The organism is Haloarcula argentinensis DSM 12282, from assembly GCA_000336895.1.
Taxonomy (GTDB): Archaea; Halobacteriota; Halobacteria; order Halobacteriales; family Haloarculaceae; genus Haloarcula; species Haloarcula argentinensis.
Genome location: AOLX01000017.1, coordinates 108,105 through 132,717, shown reverse-complemented (window position 1 = coordinate 132,717; position 24,613 = coordinate 108,105). Strand labels below are relative to the sequence as shown.

Genomic DNA, 24,613 nt, shown 5'->3' with positions numbered 1-24,613 from the left:
TGTTTCTGTCCGGAGCGGAGGTCATGCTTGGGAGATCGGGATATAAACCCACATACGTCTGTGCAGACTCCCGTCCGAACCGTGTACATCGAACGAACGTTCGGTCGCCTATCAACGTTGTGGTTCAGTAACAGTGGGAAGATATTTACTGCCCGAACGAATATTCGGTCGGGATGAGTGATGGAATTCCGTTTGCCGGGGAGCCAGCGGACTCGCACGAGGCGATAATGCGAGCCACGTTTCGTGCCCTCCGAGAATACGGGTACGCCGGACTTTCGATACAGCGAATCGCGGACGAGGCCGACCTCAGCAAATCGACGTTCTATCACCACTTCGATGGCAAGGAGGACCTTCTGCTGTCGTTTCAGGAGTTCATCCTCACGGAGTTTAACCGCATCTTTCAGATCGAGTCGACCGGCGACCCCGAACAGGACATCAAGACGTTTGTCAGCCTCGTGCTCGACGATTTTCCTGACTGCGTCGAAACGCCCGAGAAGAACGCCGTACTCGGTTCATACGTCGAGATGCGCGCTCAAGCAGTCCAGAATCCGGACTTCCGCGAGAAGTTCACTGAGACGGACGAACTGTTTACTCGGCAACTCGTACAGATCATCGAGGACGGCATCGAACAGGGAGTCTTCGCCGAGGTCGACCCCAACACGGTTTCGCGATTCATGATCACGATACTCGACGGTGTAATCCTTCAGAGCGCAACACGCAACGACAACCCTGTCGCCGCGGTTCGGGACACCATAGACGAGTACATCGAAGAGACGCTGATTCTCGACACCTAGCTTCGGCTGATCGACTGGTACGTCTCCTTCAGCTCCTCGAAATCATCGTTTTCGGCGTGCAGCACCCACTCCAGTTCTCTGGCTCGTTCTTTCAGCCTTGTGTACTCGTCGCTTGACTCCAGTTGTGACGCGGATTTCTCGCGTTCCAGCACGGAGAGCTTCGAGGAGATCCGGAAGTACTCGTCGAGCCTGTCGTCTTCGACGGACCTGTCGAGGTGCTGGTCGAGCGTCGACAGGAGCGTCGACTGGTCAACCGGTTTCTGGAGGTAGTCGTCGAAGGGCATCTCCAGAATGTTCAGGTCGGCGTCGACTGCGGTCAGCATGATGATGATGCCATCGTACCCCCGCTCGCGCAACCGTGAAAGCACGTCGTCACCGTGGACGTCGGGCATTCGTCGGTCGAGCAACACAGCGTCGAACTCCGGACCGGCAGCGTCGAGCGCCGCCTGGCCACTGTACGCGACAGTCGTCTCGTAGCGCTCGCCGAGTTTCAGAGCCTGCGTGTCGGCGACGTCATGTTCGTCGTCGACGACGAGCACCCGCGGCGGGCCGCCTGTAGTTCTTGACACGGTACTACACCGTTATACGGCTGGCAACTGTATATGGTTTTATACGGAACGGAGGAGAAAACCCACGGATTTAGCCGTGGGATGAATCCGTAAGCTCCGTGTCACAACCCACCGACGATAGCAGCCCGACTCCCAACCATTAAGTACCAACTCGACTACATATAAGATATCGACGTGCGGCGTACTGTTCCTGTTGCGCTCGATGTGGACAGCGACGACGCCGCACGCCTCGAAGACACCGTAGACACCTTTCTCTGGTGCGCTCAGTACGTCGTTGACCACGCCTTCCAAGGCGAGTCCGTCACCACCAGCAAAACACAGTTGGATGACGAAACCTACGACCACGTGCGCGACAAAACAGACGGATTCAACGGTGGCCTCGTCCAAGCCGCTCGGAACAAAGCCGCCCAAGCCTGCAAAAGCGTCGTTGCCCGCTGGAAGAACGGAAAGAAAGCCTCGAAACCCACATTCACCAGCCCGCACGTCGTCTACGACAAGCGTACTGCGACGTTCCTCGACGACCACGTGAGCCTCGCCACCACGGACGGGCGAATCGAAGCCGACTACGTACTACCTGACGAGGACAGCGACACACCGCACTCCGCATACCTGTTTTCAGACGAGTACGAGACGACGAGTGCGGAACTGCACTATCGTGACGGTGACTGGGTGCTTCACATCCACTGCAAGAGGGACGTGGAGCCTGGCACGTCGGAACAGGCAGCCACCGAGAACGGAACGGTTCTCGGGGTTGACCTCGGCGTGAACACCCTCGCCGTCACCAGCACTGGCACGTTCTGGACTGGTAACGAGTTCGACCACTGGCAGCGTGAGTACGAAAAACGCCGTGGTTCGCTCCAGCAGTGCGGGACGCGCTGGGCACACGAGAACATCCAGTCCGTCGGGCGGAAAGAGGAAGGACGGTTCAAGCTGATGCTGCACCGCATCAGCAACGAACTCGTCGCAGAAGCCCGTGACAACGGGTGTTCGGTGATAGCGTTCGAGGACTTGACTGACATCCGCGAGCGGACTGGTGCGTCATGGGGGCACAAATGGGCGTTCGACCGCCTGTACGAGTACGTCGAGTACAAGGCCGAAGAATACGGCATTGTGGTCGAGCAGGTTGACCCGGAGGACACGTCGCGGCGTTGCTCGCACTGCGGGTTCACGCACCCAGATAACCGCGAGGATGAAGAATTCGAGTGTTTGAAGTGTGGATACGAGAATCACGCGGACTACAACGCTGCGAAGAACATCGGACTACGGTATCTCCGTTGCAACCAAATTGGGGGCGACGGAGGCGCACCCTTGGGCGTGCGCTTGAACAGCGGGACGCTGAACGCGAACGGAGGCTATTCTCCTGCCGAGGAATCGGCCAGAGCGGGAGTCCACGCTGAATCCCACGGCTGAAGCCGGGGTAGCTCAACGGCAGCCGCCTCTCGAAAAGCGTTAACCGATGGCCCGTTGAGTGTATCCCGATGAGCAAGTCGTCGGCGGGCACAGGCGGTCGACATCGCCTTGGGAGCCTCGCGGCCGTGGTCGGTTGGATAGGGGCAGGAGCGGTCGTGTTTGCCACCGTCGCGCTGGTGGTGCAGTCGGTGTTTTCGCTCGCGTTCTCGGAACAGGTCACTATCGGCCTCGGTCTGGCGCTCGGCGGCGGGCTGGGCGGCGTTTCCTACCTTCTGGTGACTGATTCGCCCGGTGAGACGACTGACGAGACGATGACCGTGTCGGCAGACGCCGAGCAGACACCGGAGCCACAGCCGGTGGATCTCTTCGACGGTCATCCAGACCCGGTGTTGTACTTCGCCGATGAGGGCCACGGTCCGGTCGTGCGTGCTGCAAACGAGGCGTTTGGGACCACGTTCGACGTGCCGTCCGACCGCCTCAACGGAACGGCCCTCTCCGAGGCACTGCTCGTGGCTGGTATCGACGAAGTGGACGCCGAGACAGTCAGTACAACTGACCTCGATGTCGTGGCCCTTTCGACAGCACTCGACGAACCGAGACAGTTCCGGCTGCGGACGGCCGGCGCCCCGTCGGCCGGCTACCTCCTGCTCACGCCGCTGGGGACAACGGGCGATTGAACGGTCGAACGCCGCCCGCGGGTCGGCGGCGTAACGGAACTTTAAAGATTCCATCCCGGCGAGATTCTGGATAGGAATGCTCGCGTCACCGCTGCAACTCATCGATAGTTTCCTGCTGAACTACACCATCGGTGATGTCCTGCTACTCGGCTTTGTCGGTGGGCTCGTCGCAATTCTCCCGCAACGATCGCTCCGGATGCTGGGACTGCACACGATTGCGCTGGGTGCACTGCTCGTGATTACGCCGGCGTCAGCGATGGAACCAAACAGTGCGAGCGTCCTCGCATCGTCGTTCCAGTACAAACTGTTCGGTCTGGTCCTGCTCGTCCTCGCACCGGTGCTGTACGCCGTCGGTCGGCGTTAGGCCAGCTTGTCGAGTGCGGTGAAGAAATCAAGCGGCGGCCCGGCGAGCCGGACCGGTTCGCCCGCACGCGAGACCGTTATTTGCTCCGGCGGGACCACGTCCTTTCGAACCCGACCGTCACTGACGACGACACCGCTGTCGGCGTCCGTGAGTTCGACGACGATTTCGCTGTCAACGTCGACGACCAGCGGCGGCGTCCCCGTTTCATCTGCCATCCCGGTGATGATGAGACCGGCCACGTCGGGGTGGACGAGCGGGCCACGTTCGCTGAGATTGTACGCCGTCGATCCGGTGGGCGTCGCCACCAGTACCCCGTCGGCGTGGCCGGACGTGTACAGCGAGTCGTCGACGTACACGTCGAGCGTCGCCCCGCCGCCGTGACCACGGCGCTCGCCCTGGATGACGACCTCGTTCAGCGCCGGCGACAGCTCCCAGTCGTCGCCGTTGGCCTGTAGCCGCGGCTTGGCCCGCGTCCGGGCGCTCCCGGTCTTCTGGATGTGTTCGACCTCCGCGACAACCGTCTCGACGGCTTCTTCGGGTGCGATAGCGTTCAGAAAGCCGACCTCGCCGAGATTGACCCCCAGTATCGGCGTCGACCCCGCACCGCGGGCCGCGTACAGAAACGTCCCGTCGCCGCCGATACTCACGACGAGGTCACAGGTGGACATCTCATCGACCGGAGCCGAATCGGGCACGGCTGCCTCCCATGCGTCGTGGTCACCCAGCGCTCCGGCGGTCGTTTCGTCGACAACGACGGCCGCCGACGTGGCGCGCAGTCGGTCACACAGTGTACTCGCAAGCGACATGGCCCGGTCGTTGTCCCGCTGCGCGACGATCCCGACAGTCATTGCCGGACGTTCCCGCCGGCCGTATATAAACCCTCTACGACGGCAATTATATCAGTCCCGACGCGTATCCACTTCCATGGGCCGTTCGTGTGGCTGGTGGTCGTGCGTATGAGTGAGGACAACGAGTCCGACGACGACTGGTTCGAAAGTGCGCTGGACGACGAGGACGGCGACAGCGAACCAACGGAGGCTGAAGACACTTCGACGACACCATCCGGGAGCGATGCCGAGGAATCGGCGTCTAGCGACACTGTGCCGTTTGAGACCGACGGCGACGACGGCAACGCCGATAGTAGCCCGTTCGATGACGACGGCAACGACGACGGTAGCCCGTTTGACGATGGCAGCGCCGATTTTAGCGAAGACGACGATAGCAGCCCGTTTAGCGACGACGACAGCACCGCCTCTGGCGGGGACAGTGACAGCAGTCCGTTCGACGACAGCGGCGATGACCCCTTCAGTAGCGAGAGTGGGGCTGCCGACGCTGGGTCCCCCGGCAACGACGGCGGCGGGCTCTTCGACGACGACTTCGCCAGCGCGTTCGAGTCTGCCGGCAGCGGTGACGGTGACAGCGGTAGCGACTTCGAGGAGGAGTTCGAGTCCGACATCCCGCGGGTCGACATCGGTATCGAGGGCCTCGATCAGATGATTCAGGGCGGGGTTCCACAGCGCCACCTCATCGTCACCATCGGTTCGGCCGGAACCGGGAAAACGACGTTCGGACTACAGTTCCTTCACCACGGCCTGCAAAACGGCGAGAACGCGGTGTTTCTGACCCTCGAACAGTCTCACGACGCGATACTGGACACCGCCGGTGACCGCGGCTGGGGGTTCGAAGAGTACGAGGAACAGGGCCAGCTAGCGATTGTCGACCTCGACCCGGTCGAGATGGCAAACAGCCTCGATAACATTCGGGGTGAACTGCCGGCGCTCATCGAGAAGTTCGACGCCGACCGGCTGGTACTCGACTCTGTCTCGCTGCTCGAGATGATGTACGACGACCAGTCCCGGAGACGCACTGAAGTGTTCGATTTCACCCGATCGCTGAAACAGGCCGGCGTGACGACGATGCTCGTCTCCGAGGCCAGCGAGAGCAACCCCTTCGCATCCAGACACGGTATCATCGAATACCTGACCGACGCCGTGTTCATCCTGCAGTACGTCCGGTCAGACACCGGCGAGACGCGACTCGCCGTCGAGATCCAGAAGATACGGAACGCGAACCACTCGCGGGAGACGAAACCCTACGAGATAACGAACGACGGCATCTCGGTCTACCAGCAGGCCAACATCTTCTAAACCGTTGCCGTCCCGACCGACTCCGGTTCGTCCCGCTCGTCGAGTGCGGCGTTGTAGCCGCCGGCCCAGAGATCTGTCGCGACGACCAGCACGTAGAAGGTGGCGAACGGACTGAGAATCACGGCGACGAGCGAGCCGATGAACGGAACGACGTTGAGCAAGTTCACCACGACGTTGGCACCGATGAACAGCGCAATCGAGACCAGCCATGGTGTCGCGTACTCCGGGGACAGGACCAGTTTCCGCAGTGTTCCGAAGTCGAACCCGGCACCGAACTCGCCGGTACAGGCGAAGTGGATAATCGCGGCCGTCGCCACGTAGCCGAACACCAGCGACAGGACGAACGAGATTGCCAGTCCGCCGAAGAGGCCGGCCAGACCGGCACCCGCTCCGGCGCGAGTCCCGGTCGCCATCGCGACCAGGCTGCCGCCGACGGTCACCCCGAACACGACGAGCGGGACGAGCATGTACACGATGCCAATGACCCAGGCTTTGACGCCGTCGACGAGCAGTGCGCCCCAGTCTTCGAACGCCGGTGGCTGTGTCGCTCCGTCTGCCCGTTCGCGGACTGCCTGAACGAGATAGCCGTACACGAGGATGGCAGGGACGACGAGGAACGAGAGGAGGCTGAGGACGCCGCCGATGAGTACCGTTGTGGTCCAGTCGTCGTCTTCCATGGGGTATCTGAGTGTATCCTCTAGCGAATCCATGGCTATTGATCACACCCCTCACAATTAGTTACAGACACCTTGCTGGGTTATTCGCTCGGCTTACCGCAGGACTGCAGTGTACCGATCCCAGCAGTATTTGTCTCATATCGTCCCGGCTTGCGGAACCAATAAATCACAACCGGGCGACAGGTGGGATATGGTACTACTCGTGCCCTTCGACGGCTCGGCCCTGTCGAAAGCCGCGCTAACGCGGGCGATGGAGTTCGCGGACTACCGCGACGAGGACATCACCGCGCTGTCCGTTATTCCGGACGATGCGTCGTATGCGCGGGGGCGGGGCTGGCTCGACGATACTGAGGAATTCGACACCGAAGCTATCGCCAACCGAATGCGAAAGCAGGTTGAGTCGGTCGCCCCGGCAGCGTCGTTCCGCTACGAGGTCCCGGAAGACGTGAGTTCGATGGCGTCGACGACGACGGATATCACCCGGACGATCAGAGAAGTCGCTCACGAAGAGGGGGCCTCAATCGTGTTCATCGGCAGCGAGAACGCCGGGCGGGTGTCGACGCCGGTCTGTAGCGTCGGCTCACCGGTATCAGAAGACCCCGAATACGACGTCCATATCGTCCGACACCCGTAGCGCTATCTGACGACGGTTACGGGGATGGACGCTCGTCTGACGACGATTTCAGCAACACTACCAAGCAGGATACGGGACATGCCCGAGCGGCCGTGGCTCCCCATGACGATCTGGTTGATGTCGTGGTCGTCTGCGTACTCCACGATGACCTTCGTTGGTCGCCCGACCTCGATGACGCGTTCGACGGACTCGACACCGGCCGCAGTCACTTCTGCCTCGAGGTCGTCGAGGAGGTCCTCCGCTGTGGCTTTCTGTTGTTCATACCACTCCTCGGAGAAGGAGGGAATCGAGGCCTCCGCGCTGTAGCCGGCCTCTGCGGGGTTGATGACGTGTAAGAGAACGATCGTTGCGTCGGGATGCTCCTCGGCTGCGAACGAACAGGCGACCGTTGCTTGATCTGAACTGTCGACCGGAACAAGGATTCGCTTTGCCATACGCCCACTTCCGCTGGGGCCGGTTTGAATCTTCGGCCCGCTGCAATCGGTGAGCAGGCCTTCGGTTCGTCAGTCTCGCCCGTGACGGGTAACGCATGTCGACAGGCCGATCAGTTCGACCGGCTCGGAGTTATCGGGCGAGTAGACGACTCGCTGCCCTTTCTCCATGTAGGGAACCTTCGATTCGAGGTTGCTGGGGATGTTTACCGCCGAGATGGCGTCTTCGTCGCCGAGGTTGAGAACCATCGTGGTGTTGATCTGTTTGAACACCGGGTCGGCGATGTCCTGCGGGTCCTGCGTGATGAGGTACAGCCCGAGGCGCTCCTTGCGGCCCTGTTTGGCGGCCTCTGTGAACTTCCCAATGACCTTGCGGCCCTGGACGCTGTCGGCGTCGGTGAGGAAGTTGTGGGCCTCGTCCATCCCGAGGACGAGCGGCGTCTCCTTGATGCGGTCGTAGTCCGGGTCGTTCGAGAGCTTCTGGTCGATGAGCAGGCTGGAGACGGCAAGCACGATAGTCGAGGCCGTCCGGGAGTCAGTGATGTGGTAGGTCGGGATGACCGTCAGGCCCCCGTCGCGGACGAACTGCGAAATCTGGTCAGTGATTGGCCGGGCATCCTGATCGAAGACTGCGCCGAAGCCCTGGACGCGACGCTTGACGGCGTCGAACGTGGCCTCGTGGACGTCGCCCGCCTCGTCCAGTTCCTCCTTGAGTGCGGGGTCCCCGAGGAAGGTCCGGAAGCCGCTGTAGGTCCCACCCTCCCCATATTCGCGCTTGAACCGCGGGAGCAGCGTGTTCACCAGCGCGCCGTACTGGTTGTCGTTCAGGCTGGAGCCGGCGATGAGCCAGGGATTGTCGTGGACGAGCGAGAACGGGATGGTGAACTCCACCTGCTCGGCGCGGTGGTGGCTGGCGTTGTAGTCGGCCCCGGCCACCTTCGGCACGAAGGCGATGGTGTCGTCATGCCCGCCGTAAGCGACGCCTTCCCGCTCACAGCGGCGCTCGAACTCGTCGGTCATCTCGGGGTTGTCGTCGTGCATCTGGGCGTACTCGTCCTGTGGGTCGAACTGGACGACAGCGAGTTCGGGCGTACGGCCGTCGCCCATTTCGTAGGTCCGGCCAAGATACTGCCGCAGGACGTTCTTCGAACTGTGGGTCTTTCCGGACCCAGTCCCACCTGCGACGAGGGTGTGCCGGAACACGAGCGGGTCACCGGCCACGTAGTCGTCTTTCAGCCGGTAGTCGATGGTCGGCGGCTCGGCGGCGGTGCGGACCTTTTCCCCACCGACGGCGAGGTGGCCCAGAAAGACGCCGTCCTCGGGAATCTTCAGACCGGTCTTGATTTCAGACTTGTCGGTGGCCTCCCGGACGACAGTTTCGGGTTTGGGGACCCGGTCGGTCATCCGACGTTTGAGTTCGCCACCGTCGCCGGCTTCGCCGGCTGCTTGCGACGTCTCCGACGTCGCTCCGTCGCTGTACAGCACTGCAACCGGCTCAAGCTCGGCGATGAATTTGAAATCCCGCTCGTCGATGCCCCGCTCACGCATCGCTCGCCGGGCGTGGATTTCGGTCGCGTCGTCGGCGTGGAACTCCTGGGCGTACTCCAGCGCCTTGATACGACAGAACAGGCGCTCTCCTCCTGGGTAGGGGACGAGCAGATACGTTCCGATGCGCAGGCGCGAGCGGTTCCGTGCGGTGACGTACGCCCGCAGGACCGTTTCCTCCGCTTCCTCGCTGATACGGAGACCGTTCGCCGCTGAGAGGACACCGAGACCAGTGTCTGTTCCGGCCGGTGTCACGTCCATATCTTCGAAGTCGTCGTCTGTAGATTGTGCTGTCGGGTCAGTGCCCGCCGCCGCGTCGACAGCCCTATCACCGTCATCGGCCGTCTCGGCCGACTGTGCGGCCTCGTCGTCGGCCGCCGCGTCGTCGCCATCGAAATCAGTGAAATCCCCGAGGTCGGACATACCCCAGTTCAGGGTAGCCGGGGATTAACACCTTTCCCCAGCATGAATGTGAATCCTTACCCGGATGGCTGTCAACGAACGCATATGAAGCCGACGCGGGTGATGTCTTTCAATGTTCGGTACGACACCGCCGGGGATGGGGTAGACGGGTGGCCCCACAGGCGGCGGCTGGTGGCGGGGATAATTCAATATCACAATCCTGATATTATCGGCGTTCAGGAAGCGATGGCCCACCAGCTTCGAGAGCTAGAGGTGTTGCTTGACGGCTACGAGTGGGTCGGAGACCCGCGTGACTCCGTCGACGCCGGCGGGGAGCACACGGCCATCGGCTACCGGACCGAGCGCTTCGACTGTGCGGCCACGAACACGTTCTGGCTCTCCGAACAGCCCGCCGAGCCGAGCAGCGTCGGCTGGGACGCCGCCTATCCCCGTGTAGCGACCTGGGCCCGCCTTCGTGACCGCGACACCGATGATGACCTGCTGTGTCTGAACACCCATCTGGATCATCAGGGTGCTGACGCACGGATTTCAGGGATCGAGCTGGTACTCGACCACCTCGATTCTGTCGCCTGGGACGCGCCCGCGGTGTTGATGGGCGACTTCAACTGCGTCGTTGGCGAACCGGCCTACGAGCGCGCTGTGGGACACGAACTCCCTGACGGTCGCCGTCTCGTCGATGCCCGCGACACAGCGACCATCACCCACGGCCCGACGACGAGCCGAACCGACTTCCACGACCTGCTCCCCGAGATGGGTATCGACCACGTGTTCGTCAGCGAGGACGTGGCCGTCGACACCAGAGCGGTCATCGCCGACCGCGACGACGACCACTACGGCTCCGACCACCTGCCCGTGGTGGTCGACTGTGAGCCCTGAACTACGAAACGCTTCGCTGTCCCACGGTATAAATATTCAATCTCGTTATTATGGAACGATAGTATCGGCGGCACCTACAATTCTCCGTATATAACCTGTTTGAGCTAACCACGGGAGGCCACGCCTACCAGTCATGACCCAGCTTTACCGGAGAAAAGCTGCAATGGGGGAATTAGATTGTTCGCTAGATACCGTATACAGTATTGCAAGAACCGATACAAGCAACAAAACAGTGACCGAACTCCAAGCCCAATGTGACAGAATCGGTTTTGCCGCCTGCTCTGACAATCGCATATCCTGACCGATGAAGTTTGGTAATTTATACACTGGCATTAGAAGTAAATACACCAGCGGACGGATTGACAGTGCACCAGCCAGCATAGTCACGTAGACGCGTAACAAATCGGTACCTATTGCGGCACAATAGCCGAGCCCCAACAAGACGGGCAGCCATCTGTACACTGGTGCATACGGATATACCAATACCGCCGGTATTATCGGAATCATCAAGGCTATTTCGGGTACAGAGAAATCACCACGAATTGCCCATACTGCTGCTACACCTGTTGTTAGCGGAAATAGGTGGAGGCCGAGCGTTGTTGACTGTCCAAGAAAAGCACTGATTAGAGATTGGGCTGAGAATGTCGTTATCGGCCGGTCTTTCAAGAGAAACGGGTGGGATGTATCAAGCGCCGCCAAAATACTCTCTGGTGCCATTCCAACGATCAGGCCCGCAGTCAGACAGGCAATCGGGAGCGCACCCAAGATAATCTCACGATAATGCACTCGGTAGCGAACAACCAACACGAGTGCCATGACAGCAGGATACAATTTTAATGAGGTAGCTACTGCGGCCGATGCGCCGGCAAGCATCCAGCGATCATTGTGAACAGCAACTAGTGTGCTGACGACCGCTAGTGCAACCAGCGCGTCTGACTGACCGAAAAAACCTGTGTAGTAGATTGTGAGTGGTGTTCCGAGCACCAGTAGTGCCCAGAGTCGCCGATCAACATCGCTCGGTAAATAAACAATAATCACCAGCGAGCCCACGAACACAGCTTTTAGTGCTAAAATAGTCAAATAGTATGGCGTCGTGATAGAGTAACCCAACAGTTTTGCTGGAGACAAAACAGCAGCAAAAAGCACGTATGGCAATGGTGAATATGCGGAGTGTGGTAACGAGTACACTTCCGTACTAGATATTACCGCCGCCGCTGCCGACAAAAACGCCTCCGTATCCGTGTCTCCATAAAAAAAGCTCCCGCCAAGAGTTAGCACTAGAGTGTATGTAATAACCGTGAGATCAAGCACCGAGATATTCTCTAATTTAAAGTAATTAGAAATAACTGGTGTATTATCTATATAATTCAATAATTTAGCTTTACTATCCATGTTGGAGGAATCGAAGACCAAGTAAAAAAGTCCGGCGACAGACCAAACAAAAGACGGCATCAACTATTGACGCATCATTGTGATGATGGCTTACGCAACAGTCCACAAAAGTTATTAGCTGGAACTATCCCTACAGCTGTCAGAGTATTGATTACCGATCGCAAGATAGACCATGCGAGGTTTGCCGCCAAGTGTCCAGCGGCTGTACTGGCTCACGCTGTATGAGGGCCGCTATCGTTCTCATTAGGTGCGACCAGTAGCAGCTTGGTGGGCCCGATAGTTGGCCTGTGTAATATCTACAGATCAAGAAATATGACTGTCTGTCTCGGTGTGTGCGTAACTAATTGGCTGTTACACCGCCGGTGTACGTCTTGGACATATCGACACTGTTCGTGATTCTCGATAGGACGCGCCAATAATGGAGTGTGGATCAATGTCAATCTAACAATCCGTCCCTTGGAGACCCCGTCCTGATGGGGAGCATCTACGCCCGGCGTGTTAATTCGCGTTGATTCTCACAACATGGACAGGTCCGTTACTGTGGACAACCTCGTACGTGTCTGTCGAGTTGAGCCCTCGGACCACATCGGCGGAGTGCCGATTAGTATAGAAGTAGTCTGCTGAGGGGTACGCTTGGAGCGTAGCGTTGATACACTCAGCTGATTCGCAACTCACCACTGAGTTATACTGTTGCCTTGTTCGTTCGTATTCCTCAGCAGAATATTCAAACTCACTGCCAAACCAAGTGGAGACATCGGTTCGGTCAGTTAGAGCTGGGAACCAATCTTTGGACCATGAGACCACGACAAACGTCGCGTCGCTTGAAGTTTCATCCTGTATCCACTGATACGTCTCAATTTCGTCTTCACTGATAAATGCGTTGAGGTTTTTGGCTGTTGTCACTCCTGCTGGGACTGTGGTCAGAAGCAAGATTATCGCCCCAACGGCCATGAGATGCTGCCGTTGTGGATAGAAAGAATGGCTGTTGTACTTCGTAGTCACATGTGTGATGACGACGGGGAGCGTCTCAAAGACTGCAACCGCCGCGAAGACACACCCCGTAATAAGCCAGCCTGTCGGGAGCGGCCAGAATTGCCAAAGGCCGATATGCACGACAACGAGTGCTACGTTCTCCCGCTGATACAATTTGTGGCAAACTCCAGTGAGTGCAACAGCGGCGAGAATTGTCAGATTAAAACCACCGTGTGCAACTGGATTTCGCGGGAACGGGATTGTGGAGATCGTGCTTGCCCGGAGGAACATCTCTGGCCCGTGGTTGAGCACTACAGTGCTGAACCAGGGAAGACTGACACCGAGTGCAACCGTGCCAACGATGCTGTATGTATACAGACGGTCCTTCCAAGTCTGCGATCGGCAACTAGCGGCAATCAATGTTGTCACTATCGCAGCAACCGCCCCGTACTGGAGGTGAGTTAATCCGGTCAGACCGACCAGGAGGCCACTAAGTAGGATATCCCGTGACTGCGCTGTGCGGAAAGCTCGAAGCGTTACAGTAGTTGACAAAATAAGAAACAACAGCGCGACACCACGCACGACACCAATAGCACGTAGTGTAGCTTCAATGATATCGGGGGTGGGTCACAGCGATAACTACCGCACCGGTTACCAGTAGCTCAGAGTCCAATTCTTGTTGGGATAGGTACACCAAAGCCGATCCGACGGCAAGATAGATAATCACAGGAAGGTACAGACTGATCTGAAGCCAAGATACTGGCAGGGTGTACTTCAGAGCAGCGAGGAGATACAGCGCAATTGGCGGATAGCCAAAGGGTGTCCCTCCGGACGTGTAGTTTGGAATCCGCTGCGGATATACGAACTCGTTTTCGAGGATTGTCTCAGCCGCTTCGGAATAAAAGCCAGCAAAATGAGCAGGATACTGACGATCCAGTATAAACGAGAACGCGACTAAACCGAGAACTCCAGTGATGACGAAGCGGCTCAGTAATCGGTCTCTCTTGACCGAATCAAATTTGAATTGCATACCTCTGCATAGAATCAACCCATCTGATAAGGGTTTCTCCACCCGAGAAGGGAGTCCCCCATTCGATTAGTGTGCCAGCAAATAAAACAAACAGTGATCGTTAGACCAGATATCTCTGAACACCGGTCCTGTATTGAACCTCTACTTTCCACGGGATCGGCACCTTACCCGCCGTCGCTCTTGACAAGGCTTGGCTTCCGGTACGTAACGGGGAAAGCACGTCTACATCATCTTTCAAACTCAACCGAACACTTACGCCAGGCCTGAGGGAGAATCTTTTGCCGCTGGGACCCCTATCTGAAACCATGTTGCTTATTCGGGGGACAGCAGGCGGAACGGCGCTGACCGGGACGCTGTACGAACCGGGCGAGGAGCCGCCCAAGTTCAACGGCGCGCCGGACGAGGGGACGCCCTACGTCTGGGTCTGTGACGCCTTCTACGAGGTCGAAAGTGGCGGCCAGGTCCAGTCAATCGGCGACCGCGAGATCCGAATCGCCTTCGAGTCCCCAATGCCTCGCGGCTTCGAGACGCGCGATGCGGCCATCGACGCGGCCAAAGAACACGTCCGGACGCAGTTCGCCCGGCTCGGTGTGGCCGGCGAGACAGTCGACGTGACGGTTCAGCAGGCCGAGACGGCGTAGTCGAACCGGTATGCTTTCCCGCCGTTTTCTGAGTCAGCGAACGACCGGTGAGTTATACAACGGTCTCGGGTGAAACCGCTGCACGTGGCCGAGGACCCGTCCCCGACCGAGGTGTTTGCCCTCCTCGACGACGAATACGCTCGCGCACTCCTTGCAGCCACGAGTCACAGACCGATGACAGCAACTGAACTCAGCAACGACTGCGACATGTCACTCTCGACCGTGTATCGCCGTCTCGACGCGCTTGAGGACTGCAGCCTCGTCTCTGCTCGAACGCAAATTGCGGATGACGGGCATCATGTAGACGTGTACGAGGCACAGATGGACGAACTCACCGTGTGTCTCACCGAAGGGACCTTCGACGTGAGCCTCTCCGTCGAGTCAAAGACACACGAGTTCGCCGATGCGTTGGTAGACCTCTGGGAGGGGCTCTGATGGATTTTGCCGGCCTCTCCGCCGAAACGTGGGTTACCGTGAACACTGCGTTCCACCTCGCACAGACGGGGGTCGGACTGCTCATTGCTGCATTGGCGCTCGTTGGCTACCGTCGACGGCGGACCCGTTCCATGCTCGCACTGGCTACCGGAATCAGTCTCCTCACCTTCGTCTCGTACCTCGTTACCCTTAGTGCCGTGCAGGTCCTCCCGCGAGTGGTGTTTCCTCTTCCGGGCACTATCACGGAACTCGTCGGTCTCTTCGTCCTCCTCTACGCTATCGTGCTGGCCCGTCGTGACTAACCCCTTCAGAACGATTCTTCGACGGCTCCCCACCGGATGTCGTTGTACTCCCGCTCTCGGTCAGTCTCGAACGTTCGCTCGATGCGGCGGGTAAGTTCTTCGCTGCCCTGCCGGTCGATTTTGGCGAGTTCGTCGGCCTTCCCAATAGCCAGTGGCGGCCCCTGTTCCCGGGCCACGTCGTGGAGTATCTGTCGCGTGAGTTTGGCCCGTTGGTCCGGGTCTTGGGTGAACGCGTACGGGGCCTCGACGCGGAACACCAGGTCCGAGCGCGGGTCGTAGAGGACGAAAAACGTCACTTCGTACGCTTCTGGGTCGAGCGACCGCTCGATGCCCAGCGCGTCGCCGTCGGCGGCCATGATGCCGTCAGTTCCCCCCCGAGAGCGGAACCAGTTCGTCGCGGTGAGACAGTCGGTCTGCCGCTCGCCCTCGTCGTCGCGGCGCTCCAATATTCGGCGGAAGAAGGCGGTATCGTTCACCCACGGAGCGTTGGTCTTGCGCCGTAATGCACGCGTGAGAGCCTTCGTCGAGGAGTTCTTGATAAAGCCCACCATCGGGACGTCCCGCTCGACGAACCGCTCGACGAGGTCGACGTAGTTGTTCACGACCGTTTTGGGGCGGTCGTCCTCCGCGAGCAGGTCGGCCAGTTCGGTGTCGCGGTCGGCCCATCGGAGCACCCCGGTCGGGTAGATGGGGCCGTCGAGGATGAACAGGTCCTCGACCATGTCGGCGTTGGTCAGTGCGTGCTGGCTCTCCGCGAGGTACAGCGCCAGCGCGTGGACGACCCGCTGTTCGTAACGGTCGACCTGTGGTACGTCGAGGACGCGCCGCTTGGCGTAGCCGCGGTCCCCGCCCTGCCACTCGCCGTCGAACCCCAGAGTCGCATCGTTCGAATGAACGGCCATGATGATGGTCCGGCCACGGTGGAGTTCGACATCTGACGGAACGCTGCCCATCGCCGCCTGTGCCACGTCCAGCACCAGCCCGTTCTTGAACGTCGTCGGATTGATCGTCCCCGAGTCCAGGCCGTGCTGGGTCGGAAACGGCGGGTCCGCCAGCGCGATATCCTCGATGGGGACCTTCCTGCGGCGCTGCTCGTCCAGTGGCTCCAGAATCTTCGTTCCGTCCTGCCACAGCGGGTCCAGAAAGTTGTCCCACACTTCCTCGGCAGCCGCCTCCTGGTCACTCGTCTCGACGGTCTCGCGCACCTGCCCGGCGAGCTTGGCGATCCCGTCGACGTGGACCGGGTCCAGCGTCATGCCCGTGGGTTCGCCGGGACGGGCATAACCCTTTGGTCGCCCGCCGACTCGGTGCTCATACTGGCGACTGGACGTCTGTGACGAATTTCGCCACTCCAGGTAGCGAATATCTTGTAACAGTTACAGCCGACAGTATTACTCCTTGCCGGACTCTTCACGGAGGATGCGTTCGATCGCCTCGGCGATCTCTTCGTAGGACTGCATGGTCAGGCCGTCTGTGGTGATGAGCACGCCCTGTCGTTCGGTTGTCGCCCGCACGAGGTAGCCGTTGGAGAACGCGCGCACTGTGAAGCGATAATCGCCCAGTTCGGACTCCTGATAGGCGTTCTTCGTCTGCTTGTACCCCTGCCACTCGTGGCCGACGAAGTCGTTGAGGTCGGCGTCCTGTTCGAGGTCCTCCCGCAGGTAGAGTTGCTCGAAGTTCGCACGTGTGAAATACGTTACCGAGCGGAGCGAATCGCCTGTCGCTGTCCGGGCTGTCGTGACGATTGCGTCGGCCAGATCCTCCGAGAGAATATTTCGAGTCATGCCCGACCGAAGGCGGGCCACCCTCTTAATTTCAGGGTTCCAGATACCGACAACGATAGCGGGGCGGAGGCGGGGGAATAGCCCCATCAGCACTGCCGAATTTCGCATTATCGACCGTCACGTTCGGTGCTGACCGACAGTGTATTACGCCGGTCGCGTGACCCACCGGGTATGGACGCCGGACTCATCATCTTGGACGGCTGGGGCCTGAATCCGGACGACGATGTTCGGGATGCCGTCGCCGCCGCCGACACGCCGAACTTCGACCGCTACCGAGACGCAGGCGCAGCGTCGACGCTTGCCACCCACGGCCGCCGGGTCGGCCTCCCGGAGGGTCAGATGGGCAACTCCGAGGTCGGCCACCTCAACATCGGGGCCGGCCGCGTCGTCAAACAGGACTCCGCTCGCGTCAGCGACAGTATCGCTCGCTCACGTGGCGAATCACCGCCCGACGACGACGCGCAGGACCCGCCATTCTTCGAGAACGAAACGATTCTGTCGGCCTTCGAGCACGCCGAAGACCACGGCGGCCGGGTCCACTTCATGGGCCTCGTCTCCGACGGTGGCGTCCACTCGTATCAGGACCATCTCCATGCGCTCATCGAACTCGCCGGCGAGCGTGATACCGAGGCCGTCTCACACGCCTTCACCGACGGTCGTGACACCTCGCCGACCGGCGGCGAGGAGTACCTCGCCGACCTCGAAGCCAATGCCGAGGAGCACGGAACTGGCCACGTCGCCACCGTCTGCGGGCGCTACTACGCGATGGACCGCGACCAGAACTGGGAGCGGACCCGCCGGGCCTACGACGCCATCGTCCACCGCGAGGGCGACCACCACGCCGACGACGCCGTCACGGCCGCCGCGGAGTCGTACGCTCGCGACACCACTGACGAGTTCATCGAGCCGACGACCGTCGGCGACCACGCTGGCCTCGAAGGCGGCGACGCGGTCATCTTTTTCAATTTCCGGTCGGACCGCGCCCGACAGCTCACCCGGATGCTCGGCGACATCCGCCCGGACGACTGGGGAGCCGACACCGAGCCGCCGGACACCCGGCTGGTGACGATGACGCAGTACGACGAGACGTTCGACCTGCCGGTCGCGTTCCCGCCGAACCAGCCCGAGGATGTTCTCGGCGAAGTGCTCTCGGACGCCGGGCGGACCCAGATTCGGCTGGCCGAGACGGAGAAGTACCCCCACGTCACCTACTTCCTCAACGGCGGCCGTGAGGTCGCGTTCGACGGCGAGAGCCGCGAAATCGTCGACAGTCCCGACGTGGCGACCTACGACATGCAACCGGAAATGAGCGCGCCGGAACTGGCTGACACCGCTATCGAGTTCATCGAGACCGAGGACCCCGACGCGATGGTCCTGAACTTCGCCAACCCCGATATGGTCGGCCACACCGGCGACTTCGACGCGGCGGTGACCGCCGTCGAGGCCGTCGACGAACAGCTCGGCCGGCTTATCGCGGCAATTCAGGCTGCCGGCGGGCACGCACTCATCTGTGCCGACCACGGGAACGCCGACGACATGGGGACCGTCGAGGACCCGCACACGGCCCACACGACTAACCCCGTCCCGTTCATCTACCTCTCTCCTGACGGAACCGCCGGCGGTCGGACCGCCCGCGACGGCGGGACGCTGGCCGACCTCGCGCCGACGATGCTCACACTCATGGGAATCGACCGGCCGGACGCGATGACTGGCACGCCGCTGGTCGAGTAGCGGGCGGCGCGACCACGCTAGCTTTCGAGCACGGAGAGATACTGCGGCGGCACGCGGGCAGTGGTGTACGTTTCGGTCCCGCGCTTGACGATCCGGCGGTCGTCGGCCTGCATCGCCGCGGCGTCGACAACGAACACGACCGGGTCGGCCGCGTGGCGACGCCCCACCTCCCGGGCTGTTGCGACGGATTCTGAGAGGTGGACCGTCTGACGACCCATCGGCTTCAGCCCCGCCTCGCGTATCGAATCGGCGTTCCGCGGGGCAGTCCCGTGGAACAGTGTCGACGGAACGGGGTCGGCGGTCTCGTTGAGGGTCACGTCGATGGAATGCCCGTACGCCGCCCGGACACGGCCGCCGACGGTCGCTGTCTCTGCCTCGTCACTGGCTCCCGTCCGCTCGAACCGTCCTTTCGGGTCCGTGGCGATGACGCCGGCCAGTGTCGCATCATCAGCCCAGTCATACTGTCGCTCGACTGCATTGCAGAGGGACTCGAAGTCCGTCCACCCCGCTTCGTCTACCTCGATGCCTGCGTCGTCGGGGAAATGTCTGAGCGCGCCCGAGACGAACTTCGAGAGCTGTCGCCGCCGTGCGCCGTCGAGAACTTGAGTCCCCGCTCTGTCACAGACCGGGCACGTGTCGCCCTCGAAGTAACCGTCCTCGGGACACTGACGAACCGCGTCTGGCATAGTCGGGACTGAGCCACGACCGTACAAAAGCCTCATGCGGAGGGGTTTGCTGCCCGCGGCAGCAACGCCTGTTCCAGCCGCTCTCACCGATGACCACGGCAGCGCCACTCCCAAGGTGGCCTGCCACTGCAGGTGACGGTGCCGGATAGCTTCAAGTAGGTACAGTCGTCAGTGAGCCATAGCGAAATGCCGTCCCCAACAGACCTCGAACTCGGTGGTGAGCGGTCCGACGTGTATCGGTTCGTGGAACGGAACGGCCCTGTCGCGCCCGCGGAGGTGGCCGAAGCCATCAGCGTCGACCCCGAGCGGTTCCAACACCACGTCTCCATTCTCAAACGGGACGACCTCATCGAGTCCACCGATGATGGGAAGCTCACCGTGGCGCTGCACGACGGTGAGACGGCCGAACACTACGAGGCCGGTGTCAGCTACGAGATACGGCCGTCCCGGCCGCCGGACCTCTCCGGCGTCGTCGGTACGATCCGCGACGTGACCAGTGAAGCGCCGTATATTATCGCGGCCGGCGTCGCCGAGCAACTGGCCTACGAGGACACACTCGTCCGCTGGGGCCCCAACCGCTGTCGCGTCGTGTTCGTCGCCACCGTCGACGACGATGTCGTCGGCTGGGTCCACGTCGCCATGTCCGAGGTGGACGAACTCGCGTCGACGGCCGAACTCACGCTCGGCGTGATGGAGACCTACCGCCGCCACGGGATCGGGAGCCACCTGCTGCATCGCGGAGTCGAATGGGCCGCCAGCCGTGGCTGTCGGAAGGTGTACAACAGCCTACCGGCCACGAACGAGCGGGCCGTCGACTTCCTGCAGGAGGCCGGCTGGACGGTCGAGGCTGTCCGCGATGGCCACTACGAAATCGGCGGTGAGCTGGTCGACGAGGTGATGCTCGCTCGCCGACTGGACTGAGACGGACTCCCGGTAAGTACCACTGCCTGCCGAACGGAGCGACCGCTGGCAGCGCCCTATGGGTTTATGATTATTTGCCGACAATTGAGGATATGACAGTTGCCGAACTGGAAGACTTCGGGATGCTCCAGATGGACAGCGAGGACATCGAAAAGGCCCTCGAACCGAAAAGCGTCGGCGTGCTGGGTGTCCCGACTGACGCCGCGCCGCTACTGCGCCCGCTCAGTTTCTGGTACGACGGCGACGCCGCGCTCTACTTCGTCTACGTTCTCGGTACCGACAGCCGGAAAGTGACGGCGAGCGACGACGCGGACGTTGCCCGGTTTCTCGTCTACGATATCGAAACGACGTTCAACTGGCGCAGCGTCCTGCTGACGGGAACCATCGAACGAGTCCCCGAGGACGAACGCAAGGCAATCGAAGAACGGATCGACACGTCTTGGAAGCCAGACGTGTTCGAGCGGGCGGCCGAGACGGAAACCACAGCGCTGTACCGGTTCCGAATCGACGACCGCGCCGGTATCAAGCAACTCGAACTCCCGCCCGAACTCAGAACCGAATCCTCGTCGAGTCGGCCGGACTGACTGGATTCAGCCCGTTCGGAAGGAGAAATCGAGCGTCGGCGCGGAGTGGGTCAGCGACCCCATCGAGATGATGTCCACGCCCGTTTCGGCGTACGCCGGCACGTCCGCAACGGTGATGCCGCCGCTGGCTTCAGTGAAGGCATCTGCGTCGGCCGCCGCCACGAGGTCGGCCGCCCGCTCGGTCTCAGCAGGGGACATGTTATCCAGCAAGACGATGTCTGCGCCGGACTCAGCGGCCCGTGGGGCGTCCTCTGGGGCTTCGACCTCTACGTCGAGCTTCGTCGCGAAGGAGGCCCGCTCGCGGAAGTGCTCAATAGCGTCAACGAGGCCCATTTCGGCGATGTGGTTGTCCTTGACCATCACCATGTGTGAGAGGTCAAGCCGGTGGGTGTCGCCGCCGCCGGCCGCTACCGCCCGCTTCTCGACGCCACGCAATCCCGGGGTCGTCTTTCGCGTCCCGGCGATGCGGGGCGGTGAACCCGTCGCAGCCGATGCTGCTGCATCGACGGCGGCCCGGGTCTTCGTTGCCACGCCTGACGCGTGGCCTGCGACGTTCACGGCGACGCGCTCGCCGCGGAGCACCGACTGCGCGGGGCCGTCGACGCGAAGCACCACGTCGCCGGCGTCGATAGCGTCCCCGGAGTCGACCGGTGTCTCTACCGCACAGTCCAGATACTCGAACACTGCAGTGGCGGCGTCGAGACCCGCAACTACGCCGGACGCTTTTGCGACTAGTCGCCCCTCGGTCGTCCCGGGCACGTCGTTGGTCACATCGTGGTGGCCCACGTCCTCACGGAGCCACCGCTCGATGTCGCTGTCGGTGAGCATCAGTCGGCCGTGGACTCCGGTGGGTCCTCGCTCGCGTCAACGAGGTTGTGCGTGCCGACGCTCTCCTCGTTCTCGGCGGCGTGGCGCGCGATCAACAGGGCGGTGACGCTGGCGTGGCGGAGTTCGTACAGCGAGCGACTGGTTCGCGTACGGACGTAGGCGTCGACCTCGCCCTTGAGCCGGCGGAGGACAGCCATCGCTCGCTGCAGCTCCGCGGGGTCGCGCTCGACGCCGACGTTCTCGTCCATCACGCGGGTCAGCCGCTGGAACTTGTCGCGGGCGAACCGCTCGGGCAGGTCCGGGTCGCGTTCGAGCAGTTCCGGCGCTTCGATTGGTTCCGGATCGGCCCCGGCAGCGTCTTCGCCGGCACGCAGACCCCAGACCAGTCCCTCAAGCAGGGATGTACTTGCGAGGCGGTTCGCGCCGTGGACGCCGGTCCGGGAGCACTCGCCGACGGCGTAGAGCCGATCCAGCGTCGTCCGGCCACGGTCGTCGACGCTGATGCCGCCACAGAGGAAGTGCTCGGCGGGCGCGACCGGGATGCCATCTGTCCAGTCAACCCCGTGCTCCTCACATCTGTCGGCGAGGTTGGGGAACTCGTCGGCGAAATCGAGCGGGGAGACATCCAGTGTCACTTCGCCTGTTGCCTCGCGCTCGGCCTTGACGGCACGGGCGACCACGTCACGGGGCGCGAGTTCGGCGTCGGCGTGGTAGCCGGGCATGAACCGCTCGCCGTCCCCATTTCGCAGGAGGCCGCCCTCGCCGCGAACGGCCTCGCTGACGAGGAATGCAACGTCAGCGTCGCCATTCTCCTCCAGTACGCACGCGGTTGGGTGGAACTGCACGTACTCCATGTCCTCGACCTCGGCTCCGGCAAGCGCGGCCATCCCGATGCCGTCCCCGGTCGTGTTGTCGGGATTCGTCGTCCGCGGGTAGAGGTCGCCGATGCCGCCGGTCGCCAGCACGACGCTGCCGGCGAAGTACGGGTCGACCTCACCATCGGATTCGAGCATCGCGCCGTGGACTCGGCCCTCGTGGCGGATGAGTTCGAGCGCGGCGGTGTCGTCCAGAATCTCCACGCCGTCGTGGTCGTCGATGTAGTTCAAGAACGGGACGTGAATATGCTTGCCCGTCGAGGCGTCCACGTGGAGAATGCGGTCCTCGCTGTGTGCGGCCTCGCGGGTGAAGTCGTGGCCCGAACTGTTCTGGTCGAAGCCGACGTCGAGCGTCTCCAGCAGCACGTCCTCGACAGCTTCGTTGGCGTTCTCGACCAGCACGTCGACGGCCTCGGAGTCGGCGGTGCCGTCGGAGGCGGCCATGATGTCGTCTTTGAATTCTTCGGGCGTGTCCCGAGAGACGGCGATGCCGCCCTGAGCCCACCAGGAAGAGGAGCCTTCCGGGCGGGTCGCCTTCGTGGCAAGCGTCACGTCGTCACCTTCGCGGGCCGCGGCGAGCGCCGCCGCCAGTCCGGCGATACCGGAGCCGATGACCAGTACGTCCGACGTAATCGGATCGTCCGTCATGGTTAGATCTCCAGCATTCGGTCCATCGCGACCTGTGCCAGTTCCTTCTCTTCGGGCGCGACCTCGATGACGTTACGCTCGCGACCCTCGACCAGTTCCTCTAGCACCCACGCGAGATAGTTCGGGTCGATCTGGCGCATGGCGTTGCAGTCCATGCAGGCGTCGCCACACAGCGGGACGACGTTCACGTCGGGATGCCACCGCTGGAGATGGTGCGTGAGGTGAATCTCCGTGCCGATTGCCCACGTTTCGCCGGGGTCGGCCTCGGCGACGGACTCACAGATCGTCGACGTCGAGCCGGCCACGTCGGCGGCCTCGACGACCTCTCGTCGGCACTCGGGGTGGACGATGACGTTTGCGTCGGGGTAGTCCTCACGGATGGACTCGATGTGGTGCTCGCGGAAGCGCTCGTGAACCTGGCAGTACCCCTCCCAGAGGATGACGTCGTTTTCGACGGCGTCGGCGGCGTCGGTGCCCTCGGCGTCCCAGGGGTCCCATTCGACCGTCTCGTCGGCCATGTCGAGCCGGTGGGCCGTGTTCTCCCCAAGGTGCTTGTCGGGCAGGAACAGCACCTTGTCGCCCTTCTCGAAAGCGTACTCGAAGGCCTTGTGGGCATTCGAGGACGTACAGACCAGACCGCCCTGCTCGGCGCAGAAGGCCTTCAGGTCAGCGTAGCTGTTCATGTACGTTATTGGGATGATCTCCTCGTCGTCGTCGAGCGCCGCGGTCAGTTCCGCCCACGCGGCGTCGACCTGCAGCGCCTCGGCCATGCCGGCCATCGGGCAGGACGCCTCCATCGACGGGAGAATCACGGACTGGTCGTCGTCTGTGATGATGTCCGCGGATTCGGCCATGAACGTCACGCCGCCGAAAATCACGTAATCGGCGTCGGACTGCGCGGCTTCCTTCGAGAGCTGATAGGAGTCGCCGATGAAATCGGCGTGTTCGACAATCTCCTGCCGCTGGTAGTTGTGGCCGAGGATGACCACGTCGTCGCCAAGCTCGGCGAGCGCGCTCTCGATGCGCTCGGTCCGCTCGTCTGTCTCAAGGTCCCGGTACGCCGGCGGGAGTTGCTCGAGGTTGTCATACTTGAAGAGGCTCAGATCCGTCTCGAACGCGGCGGTTTCCATTTCGGGCACGTTGTATCCACCTGTGGGTGCTCGAACTTCGGAACTACTCCGTGAAAAGATTTTATCTTCAAAGAGGTTGGTTGGTGGCGGAGAAGATTGTATATATA

Annotated in this window: 27 protein-coding genes; 13 read left to right on the top strand and 14 right to left on the bottom strand. The window is 61.4% G+C overall.

Annotated elements, in window-relative coordinates; translation table 11 throughout:
- Positions 1-173: 173 nt before the first annotated feature.
- The gene (locus C443_RS09630) at positions 174-794 is read left to right on the top strand and encodes a TetR/AcrR family transcriptional regulator (RefSeq protein ID WP_005535931.1); all 621 of its coding nucleotides are present in this window, start codon (positions 174-176) and stop codon (positions 792-794) included.
- Here the strand turns inward: C443_RS09630 and C443_RS09625 are convergent.
- On the bottom strand, positions 791-1,333 hold the full coding sequence (locus tag C443_RS09625; RefSeq protein ID WP_005535929.1) for a response regulator: 543 nt from the start codon (positions 1,331-1,333) through the stop codon (positions 791-793). The two genes, C443_RS09630 and C443_RS09625, sit on opposite strands and share 4 nt — an antisense overlap.
- Before the next feature lie 198 nt (positions 1,334-1,531).
- Between C443_RS09625 and C443_RS09620 the strand changes: the two genes are divergently transcribed.
- The 3 genes from C443_RS09620 (at position 1,532) to C443_RS09610 (ending at position 3,814) form a co-directional block, all read left to right on the top strand.
- Positions 1,532-2,773 carry an RNA-guided endonuclease InsQ/TnpB family protein gene (locus C443_RS09620; protein WP_049943990.1) on the top strand — a complete coding sequence of 414 codons (1,242 nt, stop codon included), beginning with the start codon at positions 1,532-1,534 and terminating at the stop codon, positions 2,771-2,773.
- A gap of 68 nt (positions 2,774-2,841) precedes the next feature.
- Positions 2,842-3,450, top strand: coding sequence for a hypothetical protein (locus C443_RS09615; RefSeq protein ID WP_049943989.1), 609 nt, complete (start codon positions 2,842-2,844; stop codon positions 3,448-3,450).
- Positions 3,451-3,526: 76 nt separating this feature from the next.
- Positions 3,527-3,814: a hypothetical protein gene (locus C443_RS09610; RefSeq protein ID WP_004593774.1), complete on the top strand. Its 288-nt coding sequence runs from the start codon at positions 3,527-3,529 to the stop codon at positions 3,812-3,814.
- Here the strand turns inward: C443_RS09610 and C443_RS09605 are convergent.
- Positions 3,811-4,662 (bottom strand): NAD(+)/NADH kinase, encoded by an 852-nt coding sequence (locus C443_RS09605; protein WP_005535924.1) that lies wholly within the window; start codon positions 4,660-4,662, stop codon positions 3,811-3,813. The genes C443_RS09610 and C443_RS09605 overlap by 4 nt on opposite strands.
- 108 nt (positions 4,663-4,770) lie before the next feature.
- On the opposite strand from C443_RS09605, the gene C443_RS09600 reads away from it, so the two are divergent.
- A complete protein-coding gene (locus C443_RS09600) occupies positions 4,771-5,961 on the top strand; it encodes a KaiC domain-containing protein (RefSeq protein WP_005535922.1) in 1,191 nt (396 codons plus the stop codon).
- Here C443_RS09600 and C443_RS09595 read toward each other — a convergent pair.
- Complete coding sequence (locus C443_RS09595; protein ID WP_049943988.1) at positions 5,958-6,671, bottom strand: DUF4013 domain-containing protein; 714 nt, start codon at positions 6,669-6,671, stop codon at positions 5,958-5,960. The two genes, C443_RS09600 and C443_RS09595, sit on opposite strands and share 4 nt — an antisense overlap.
- A gap of 157 nt (positions 6,672-6,828) precedes the next feature.
- On the opposite strand from C443_RS09595, the gene C443_RS09590 reads away from it, so the two are divergent.
- Positions 6,829-7,272 (top strand): universal stress protein, encoded by a 444-nt coding sequence (locus tag C443_RS09590; RefSeq protein ID WP_005535920.1) that lies wholly within the window; start codon positions 6,829-6,831, stop codon positions 7,270-7,272.
- A gap of 2 nt (positions 7,273-7,274) precedes the next feature.
- Here C443_RS09590 and C443_RS09585 read toward each other — a convergent pair whose 3' ends face one another.
- Together C443_RS09585 and C443_RS09580 are read right to left on the bottom strand one after the other, a co-directional pair.
- Complete coding sequence (locus C443_RS09585) at positions 7,275-7,706, bottom strand: universal stress protein (RefSeq protein ID WP_005535919.1); 432 nt, start codon at positions 7,704-7,706, stop codon at positions 7,275-7,277.
- Positions 7,707-7,775: 69 nt separating this feature from the next.
- Positions 7,776-9,671: an ATP-binding protein gene (locus C443_RS09580; protein WP_005535918.1), complete on the bottom strand. Its 1,896-nt coding sequence runs from the start codon at positions 9,669-9,671 to the stop codon at positions 7,776-7,778.
- An 84-nt stretch (positions 9,672-9,755) separates the two neighbouring features.
- Here C443_RS09580 and C443_RS09575 point away from each other — a divergent pair, with 84 nt between their 5' ends.
- Positions 9,756-10,547, top strand: a complete 792-nt coding sequence (locus tag C443_RS09575; protein WP_080505473.1) for an endonuclease/exonuclease/phosphatase family protein — start codon at positions 9,756-9,758, stop codon at positions 10,545-10,547.
- A 144-nt stretch (positions 10,548-10,691) separates the two neighbouring features.
- Here the strand turns inward: C443_RS09575 and C443_RS21195 are convergent, their stop codons facing one another.
- The 3 genes from C443_RS21195 to C443_RS09565 all read right to left on the bottom strand — a co-directional run bounded on the left by C443_RS21195 (position 10,692) and on the right by C443_RS09565 (position 13,941).
- Complete coding sequence (locus C443_RS21195; RefSeq protein WP_160163352.1) at positions 10,692-11,939, bottom strand: glycosyltransferase family 87 protein; 1,248 nt, start codon at positions 11,937-11,939, stop codon at positions 10,692-10,694.
- A gap of 498 nt (positions 11,940-12,437) precedes the next feature.
- A complete protein-coding gene (locus tag C443_RS09570; protein ID WP_152423031.1) occupies positions 12,438-13,223 on the bottom strand; it encodes a hypothetical protein in 786 nt (261 codons plus the stop codon).
- Positions 13,224-13,518: 295 nt separating this feature from the next.
- Complete coding sequence (locus C443_RS09565; protein ID WP_005535915.1) at positions 13,519-13,941, bottom strand: hypothetical protein; 423 nt, start codon at positions 13,939-13,941, stop codon at positions 13,519-13,521.
- 305 nt (positions 13,942-14,246) lie between these two features.
- Here C443_RS09565 and C443_RS09560 point away from each other — a divergent pair, with 305 nt between their 5' ends.
- From C443_RS09560 to C443_RS09550, 3 genes are all read left to right on the top strand, one after another.
- Positions 14,247-14,582: a DUF7113 family protein gene (locus C443_RS09560; RefSeq protein ID WP_005535914.1), complete on the top strand. Its 336-nt coding sequence runs from the start codon at positions 14,247-14,249 to the stop codon at positions 14,580-14,582.
- 84 nt (positions 14,583-14,666) lie between these two features.
- A complete protein-coding gene (locus C443_RS09555) occupies positions 14,667-15,017 on the top strand; it encodes a winged helix-turn-helix domain-containing protein (RefSeq protein ID WP_049943986.1) in 351 nt (116 codons plus the stop codon).
- The gene (locus tag C443_RS09550) at positions 15,017-15,319 is read left to right on the top strand and encodes a hypothetical protein (RefSeq protein WP_005535912.1); all 303 of its coding nucleotides are present in this window, start codon (positions 15,017-15,019) and stop codon (positions 15,317-15,319) included. Before C443_RS09555 ends, C443_RS09550 begins: the two co-directional genes overlap by 1 nt.
- 5 nt (positions 15,320-15,324) lie before the next feature.
- Here the strand turns inward: C443_RS09550 and C443_RS09545 are convergent, their stop codons facing one another.
- Both C443_RS09545 and C443_RS09540 read right to left on the bottom strand, forming a co-directional pair.
- Positions 15,325-16,575 (bottom strand): DNA double-strand break repair nuclease NurA, encoded by a 1,251-nt coding sequence (locus C443_RS09545; RefSeq protein ID WP_005535910.1) that lies wholly within the window; start codon positions 16,573-16,575, stop codon positions 15,325-15,327.
- A 135-nt stretch (positions 16,576-16,710) separates the two neighbouring features.
- On the bottom strand, positions 16,711-17,103 hold the full coding sequence (locus C443_RS09540) for a DUF7522 family protein (RefSeq protein WP_005535908.1): 393 nt from the start codon (positions 17,101-17,103) through the stop codon (positions 16,711-16,713).
- Between the two features lie 171 nt (positions 17,104-17,274).
- Between C443_RS09540 and gpmI the strand changes: the two genes are divergently transcribed.
- Positions 17,275-18,834 carry a 2,3-bisphosphoglycerate-independent phosphoglycerate mutase gene (gpmI, locus tag C443_RS09535; protein WP_005535906.1) on the top strand — a complete coding sequence of 520 codons (1,560 nt, stop codon included), beginning with the start codon at positions 17,275-17,277 and terminating at the stop codon, positions 18,832-18,834.
- Positions 18,835-18,851: 17 nt separating this feature from the next.
- Here the strand turns inward: gpmI and C443_RS09530 are convergent, their stop codons facing one another.
- Positions 18,852-19,520, bottom strand: a complete 669-nt coding sequence (locus C443_RS09530) for an RNA 2'-phosphotransferase (RefSeq protein ID WP_005535904.1) — start codon at positions 19,518-19,520, stop codon at positions 18,852-18,854.
- Positions 19,521-19,706: 186 nt separating this feature from the next.
- Here C443_RS09530 and C443_RS09525 point away from each other — a divergent pair, with 186 nt between their 5' ends.
- Positions 19,707-20,441: a bifunctional helix-turn-helix transcriptional regulator/GNAT family N-acetyltransferase gene (locus tag C443_RS09525; protein WP_005535902.1), complete on the top strand. Its 735-nt coding sequence runs from the start codon at positions 19,707-19,709 to the stop codon at positions 20,439-20,441.
- 92 nt (positions 20,442-20,533) lie between these two features.
- A complete protein-coding gene (locus C443_RS09520) occupies positions 20,534-21,025 on the top strand; it encodes a pyridoxamine 5'-phosphate oxidase family protein (protein ID WP_005535900.1) in 492 nt (163 codons plus the stop codon).
- A 6-nt stretch (positions 21,026-21,031) separates the two neighbouring features.
- Here the strand turns inward: C443_RS09520 and nadC are convergent, their stop codons facing one another.
- Genes nadC through nadA form a run of 3 tightly spaced genes read right to left on the bottom strand, consistent with a single transcriptional unit; the run spans position 21,032 to position 24,506 of the window.
- Positions 21,032-21,853 (bottom strand): carboxylating nicotinate-nucleotide diphosphorylase, encoded by an 822-nt coding sequence (gene nadC / locus C443_RS09515; protein ID WP_005535898.1) that lies wholly within the window; start codon positions 21,851-21,853, stop codon positions 21,032-21,034.
- Positions 21,853-23,376, bottom strand: a complete 1,524-nt coding sequence (locus tag C443_RS09510) for an L-aspartate oxidase (protein ID WP_005535896.1) — start codon at positions 23,374-23,376, stop codon at positions 21,853-21,855. Before C443_RS09510 ends, nadC begins: the two co-directional genes overlap by 1 nt.
- 2 nt (positions 23,377-23,378) lie before the next feature.
- A complete protein-coding gene (gene nadA / locus C443_RS09505; RefSeq protein ID WP_188852164.1) occupies positions 23,379-24,506 on the bottom strand; it encodes a quinolinate synthase NadA in 1,128 nt (375 codons plus the stop codon).
- Positions 24,507-24,613: the final 107 nt, after the last annotated feature.

Bases quoted from the DNA above. Each gene is read 5' to 3' on its own strand.
- C443_RS09630 (WP_005535931.1), top strand. From the start codon at position 174: ATGAGTGATGGAATTCCGTTTGCCGGGGAGCCAGCGGACTCGCACGAG.
- C443_RS09615 (WP_049943989.1), top strand. From the start codon at position 2,842: ATGAGCAAGTCGTCGGCGGGCACAGGCGGTCGACATCGCCTTGGGAGC.
- C443_RS09610 (WP_004593774.1), top strand. From the start codon at position 3,527: ATGCTCGCGTCACCGCTGCAACTCATCGATAGTTTCCTGCTGAACTAC.
- C443_RS09605 (WP_005535924.1), bottom strand. From the start codon at position 4,662: ATGACTGTCGGGATCGTCGCGCAGCGGGACAACGACCGGGCCATGTCG.
- C443_RS09600 (WP_005535922.1), top strand. From the start codon at position 4,771: ATGAGTGAGGACAACGAGTCCGACGACGACTGGTTCGAAAGTGCGCTG.
- C443_RS09595 (WP_049943988.1), bottom strand. From the start codon at position 6,671: ATGGATTCGCTAGAGGATACACTCAGATACCCCATGGAAGACGACGAC.
- C443_RS09590 (WP_005535920.1), top strand. From the start codon at position 6,829: ATGGTACTACTCGTGCCCTTCGACGGCTCGGCCCTGTCGAAAGCCGCG.
- C443_RS09585 (WP_005535919.1), bottom strand. From the start codon at position 7,706: ATGGCAAAGCGAATCCTTGTTCCGGTCGACAGTTCAGATCAAGCAACG.
- C443_RS09580 (WP_005535918.1), bottom strand. From the start codon at position 9,671: ATGTCCGACCTCGGGGATTTCACTGATTTCGATGGCGACGACGCGGCG.
- C443_RS09575 (WP_080505473.1), top strand. From the start codon at position 9,756: ATGAAGCCGACGCGGGTGATGTCTTTCAATGTTCGGTACGACACCGCC.
- C443_RS21195 (WP_160163352.1), bottom strand. From the start codon at position 11,939: ATGGATAGTAAAGCTAAATTATTGAATTATATAGATAATACACCAGTT.
- C443_RS09565 (WP_005535915.1), bottom strand. From the start codon at position 13,941: ATGCAATTCAAATTTGATTCGGTCAAGAGAGACCGATTACTGAGCCGC.
- C443_RS09560 (WP_005535914.1), top strand. From the start codon at position 14,247: ATGTTGCTTATTCGGGGGACAGCAGGCGGAACGGCGCTGACCGGGACG.
- C443_RS09550 (WP_005535912.1), top strand. From the start codon at position 15,017: ATGGATTTTGCCGGCCTCTCCGCCGAAACGTGGGTTACCGTGAACACT.
- C443_RS09545 (WP_005535910.1), bottom strand. From the start codon at position 16,575: ATGACGCTGGACCCGGTCCACGTCGACGGGATCGCCAAGCTCGCCGGG.
- C443_RS09540 (WP_005535908.1), bottom strand. From the start codon at position 17,103: ATGACTCGAAATATTCTCTCGGAGGATCTGGCCGACGCAATCGTCACG.
- gpmI (WP_005535906.1), top strand. From the start codon at position 17,275: ATGGACGCCGGACTCATCATCTTGGACGGCTGGGGCCTGAATCCGGAC.
- C443_RS09530 (WP_005535904.1), bottom strand. From the start codon at position 19,520: ATGCCAGACGCGGTTCGTCAGTGTCCCGAGGACGGTTACTTCGAGGGC.
- C443_RS09525 (WP_005535902.1), top strand. From the start codon at position 19,707: ATGCCGTCCCCAACAGACCTCGAACTCGGTGGTGAGCGGTCCGACGTG.
- C443_RS09520 (WP_005535900.1), top strand. From the start codon at position 20,534: ATGACAGTTGCCGAACTGGAAGACTTCGGGATGCTCCAGATGGACAGC.
- nadC (WP_005535898.1), bottom strand. From the start codon at position 21,853: ATGCTCACCGACAGCGACATCGAGCGGTGGCTCCGTGAGGACGTGGGC.
- C443_RS09510 (WP_005535896.1), bottom strand. From the start codon at position 23,376: ATGACGGACGATCCGATTACGTCGGACGTACTGGTCATCGGCTCCGGT.
- nadA (WP_188852164.1), bottom strand. From the start codon at position 24,506: ATGGAAACCGCCGCGTTCGAGACGGATCTGAGCCTCTTCAAGTATGAC.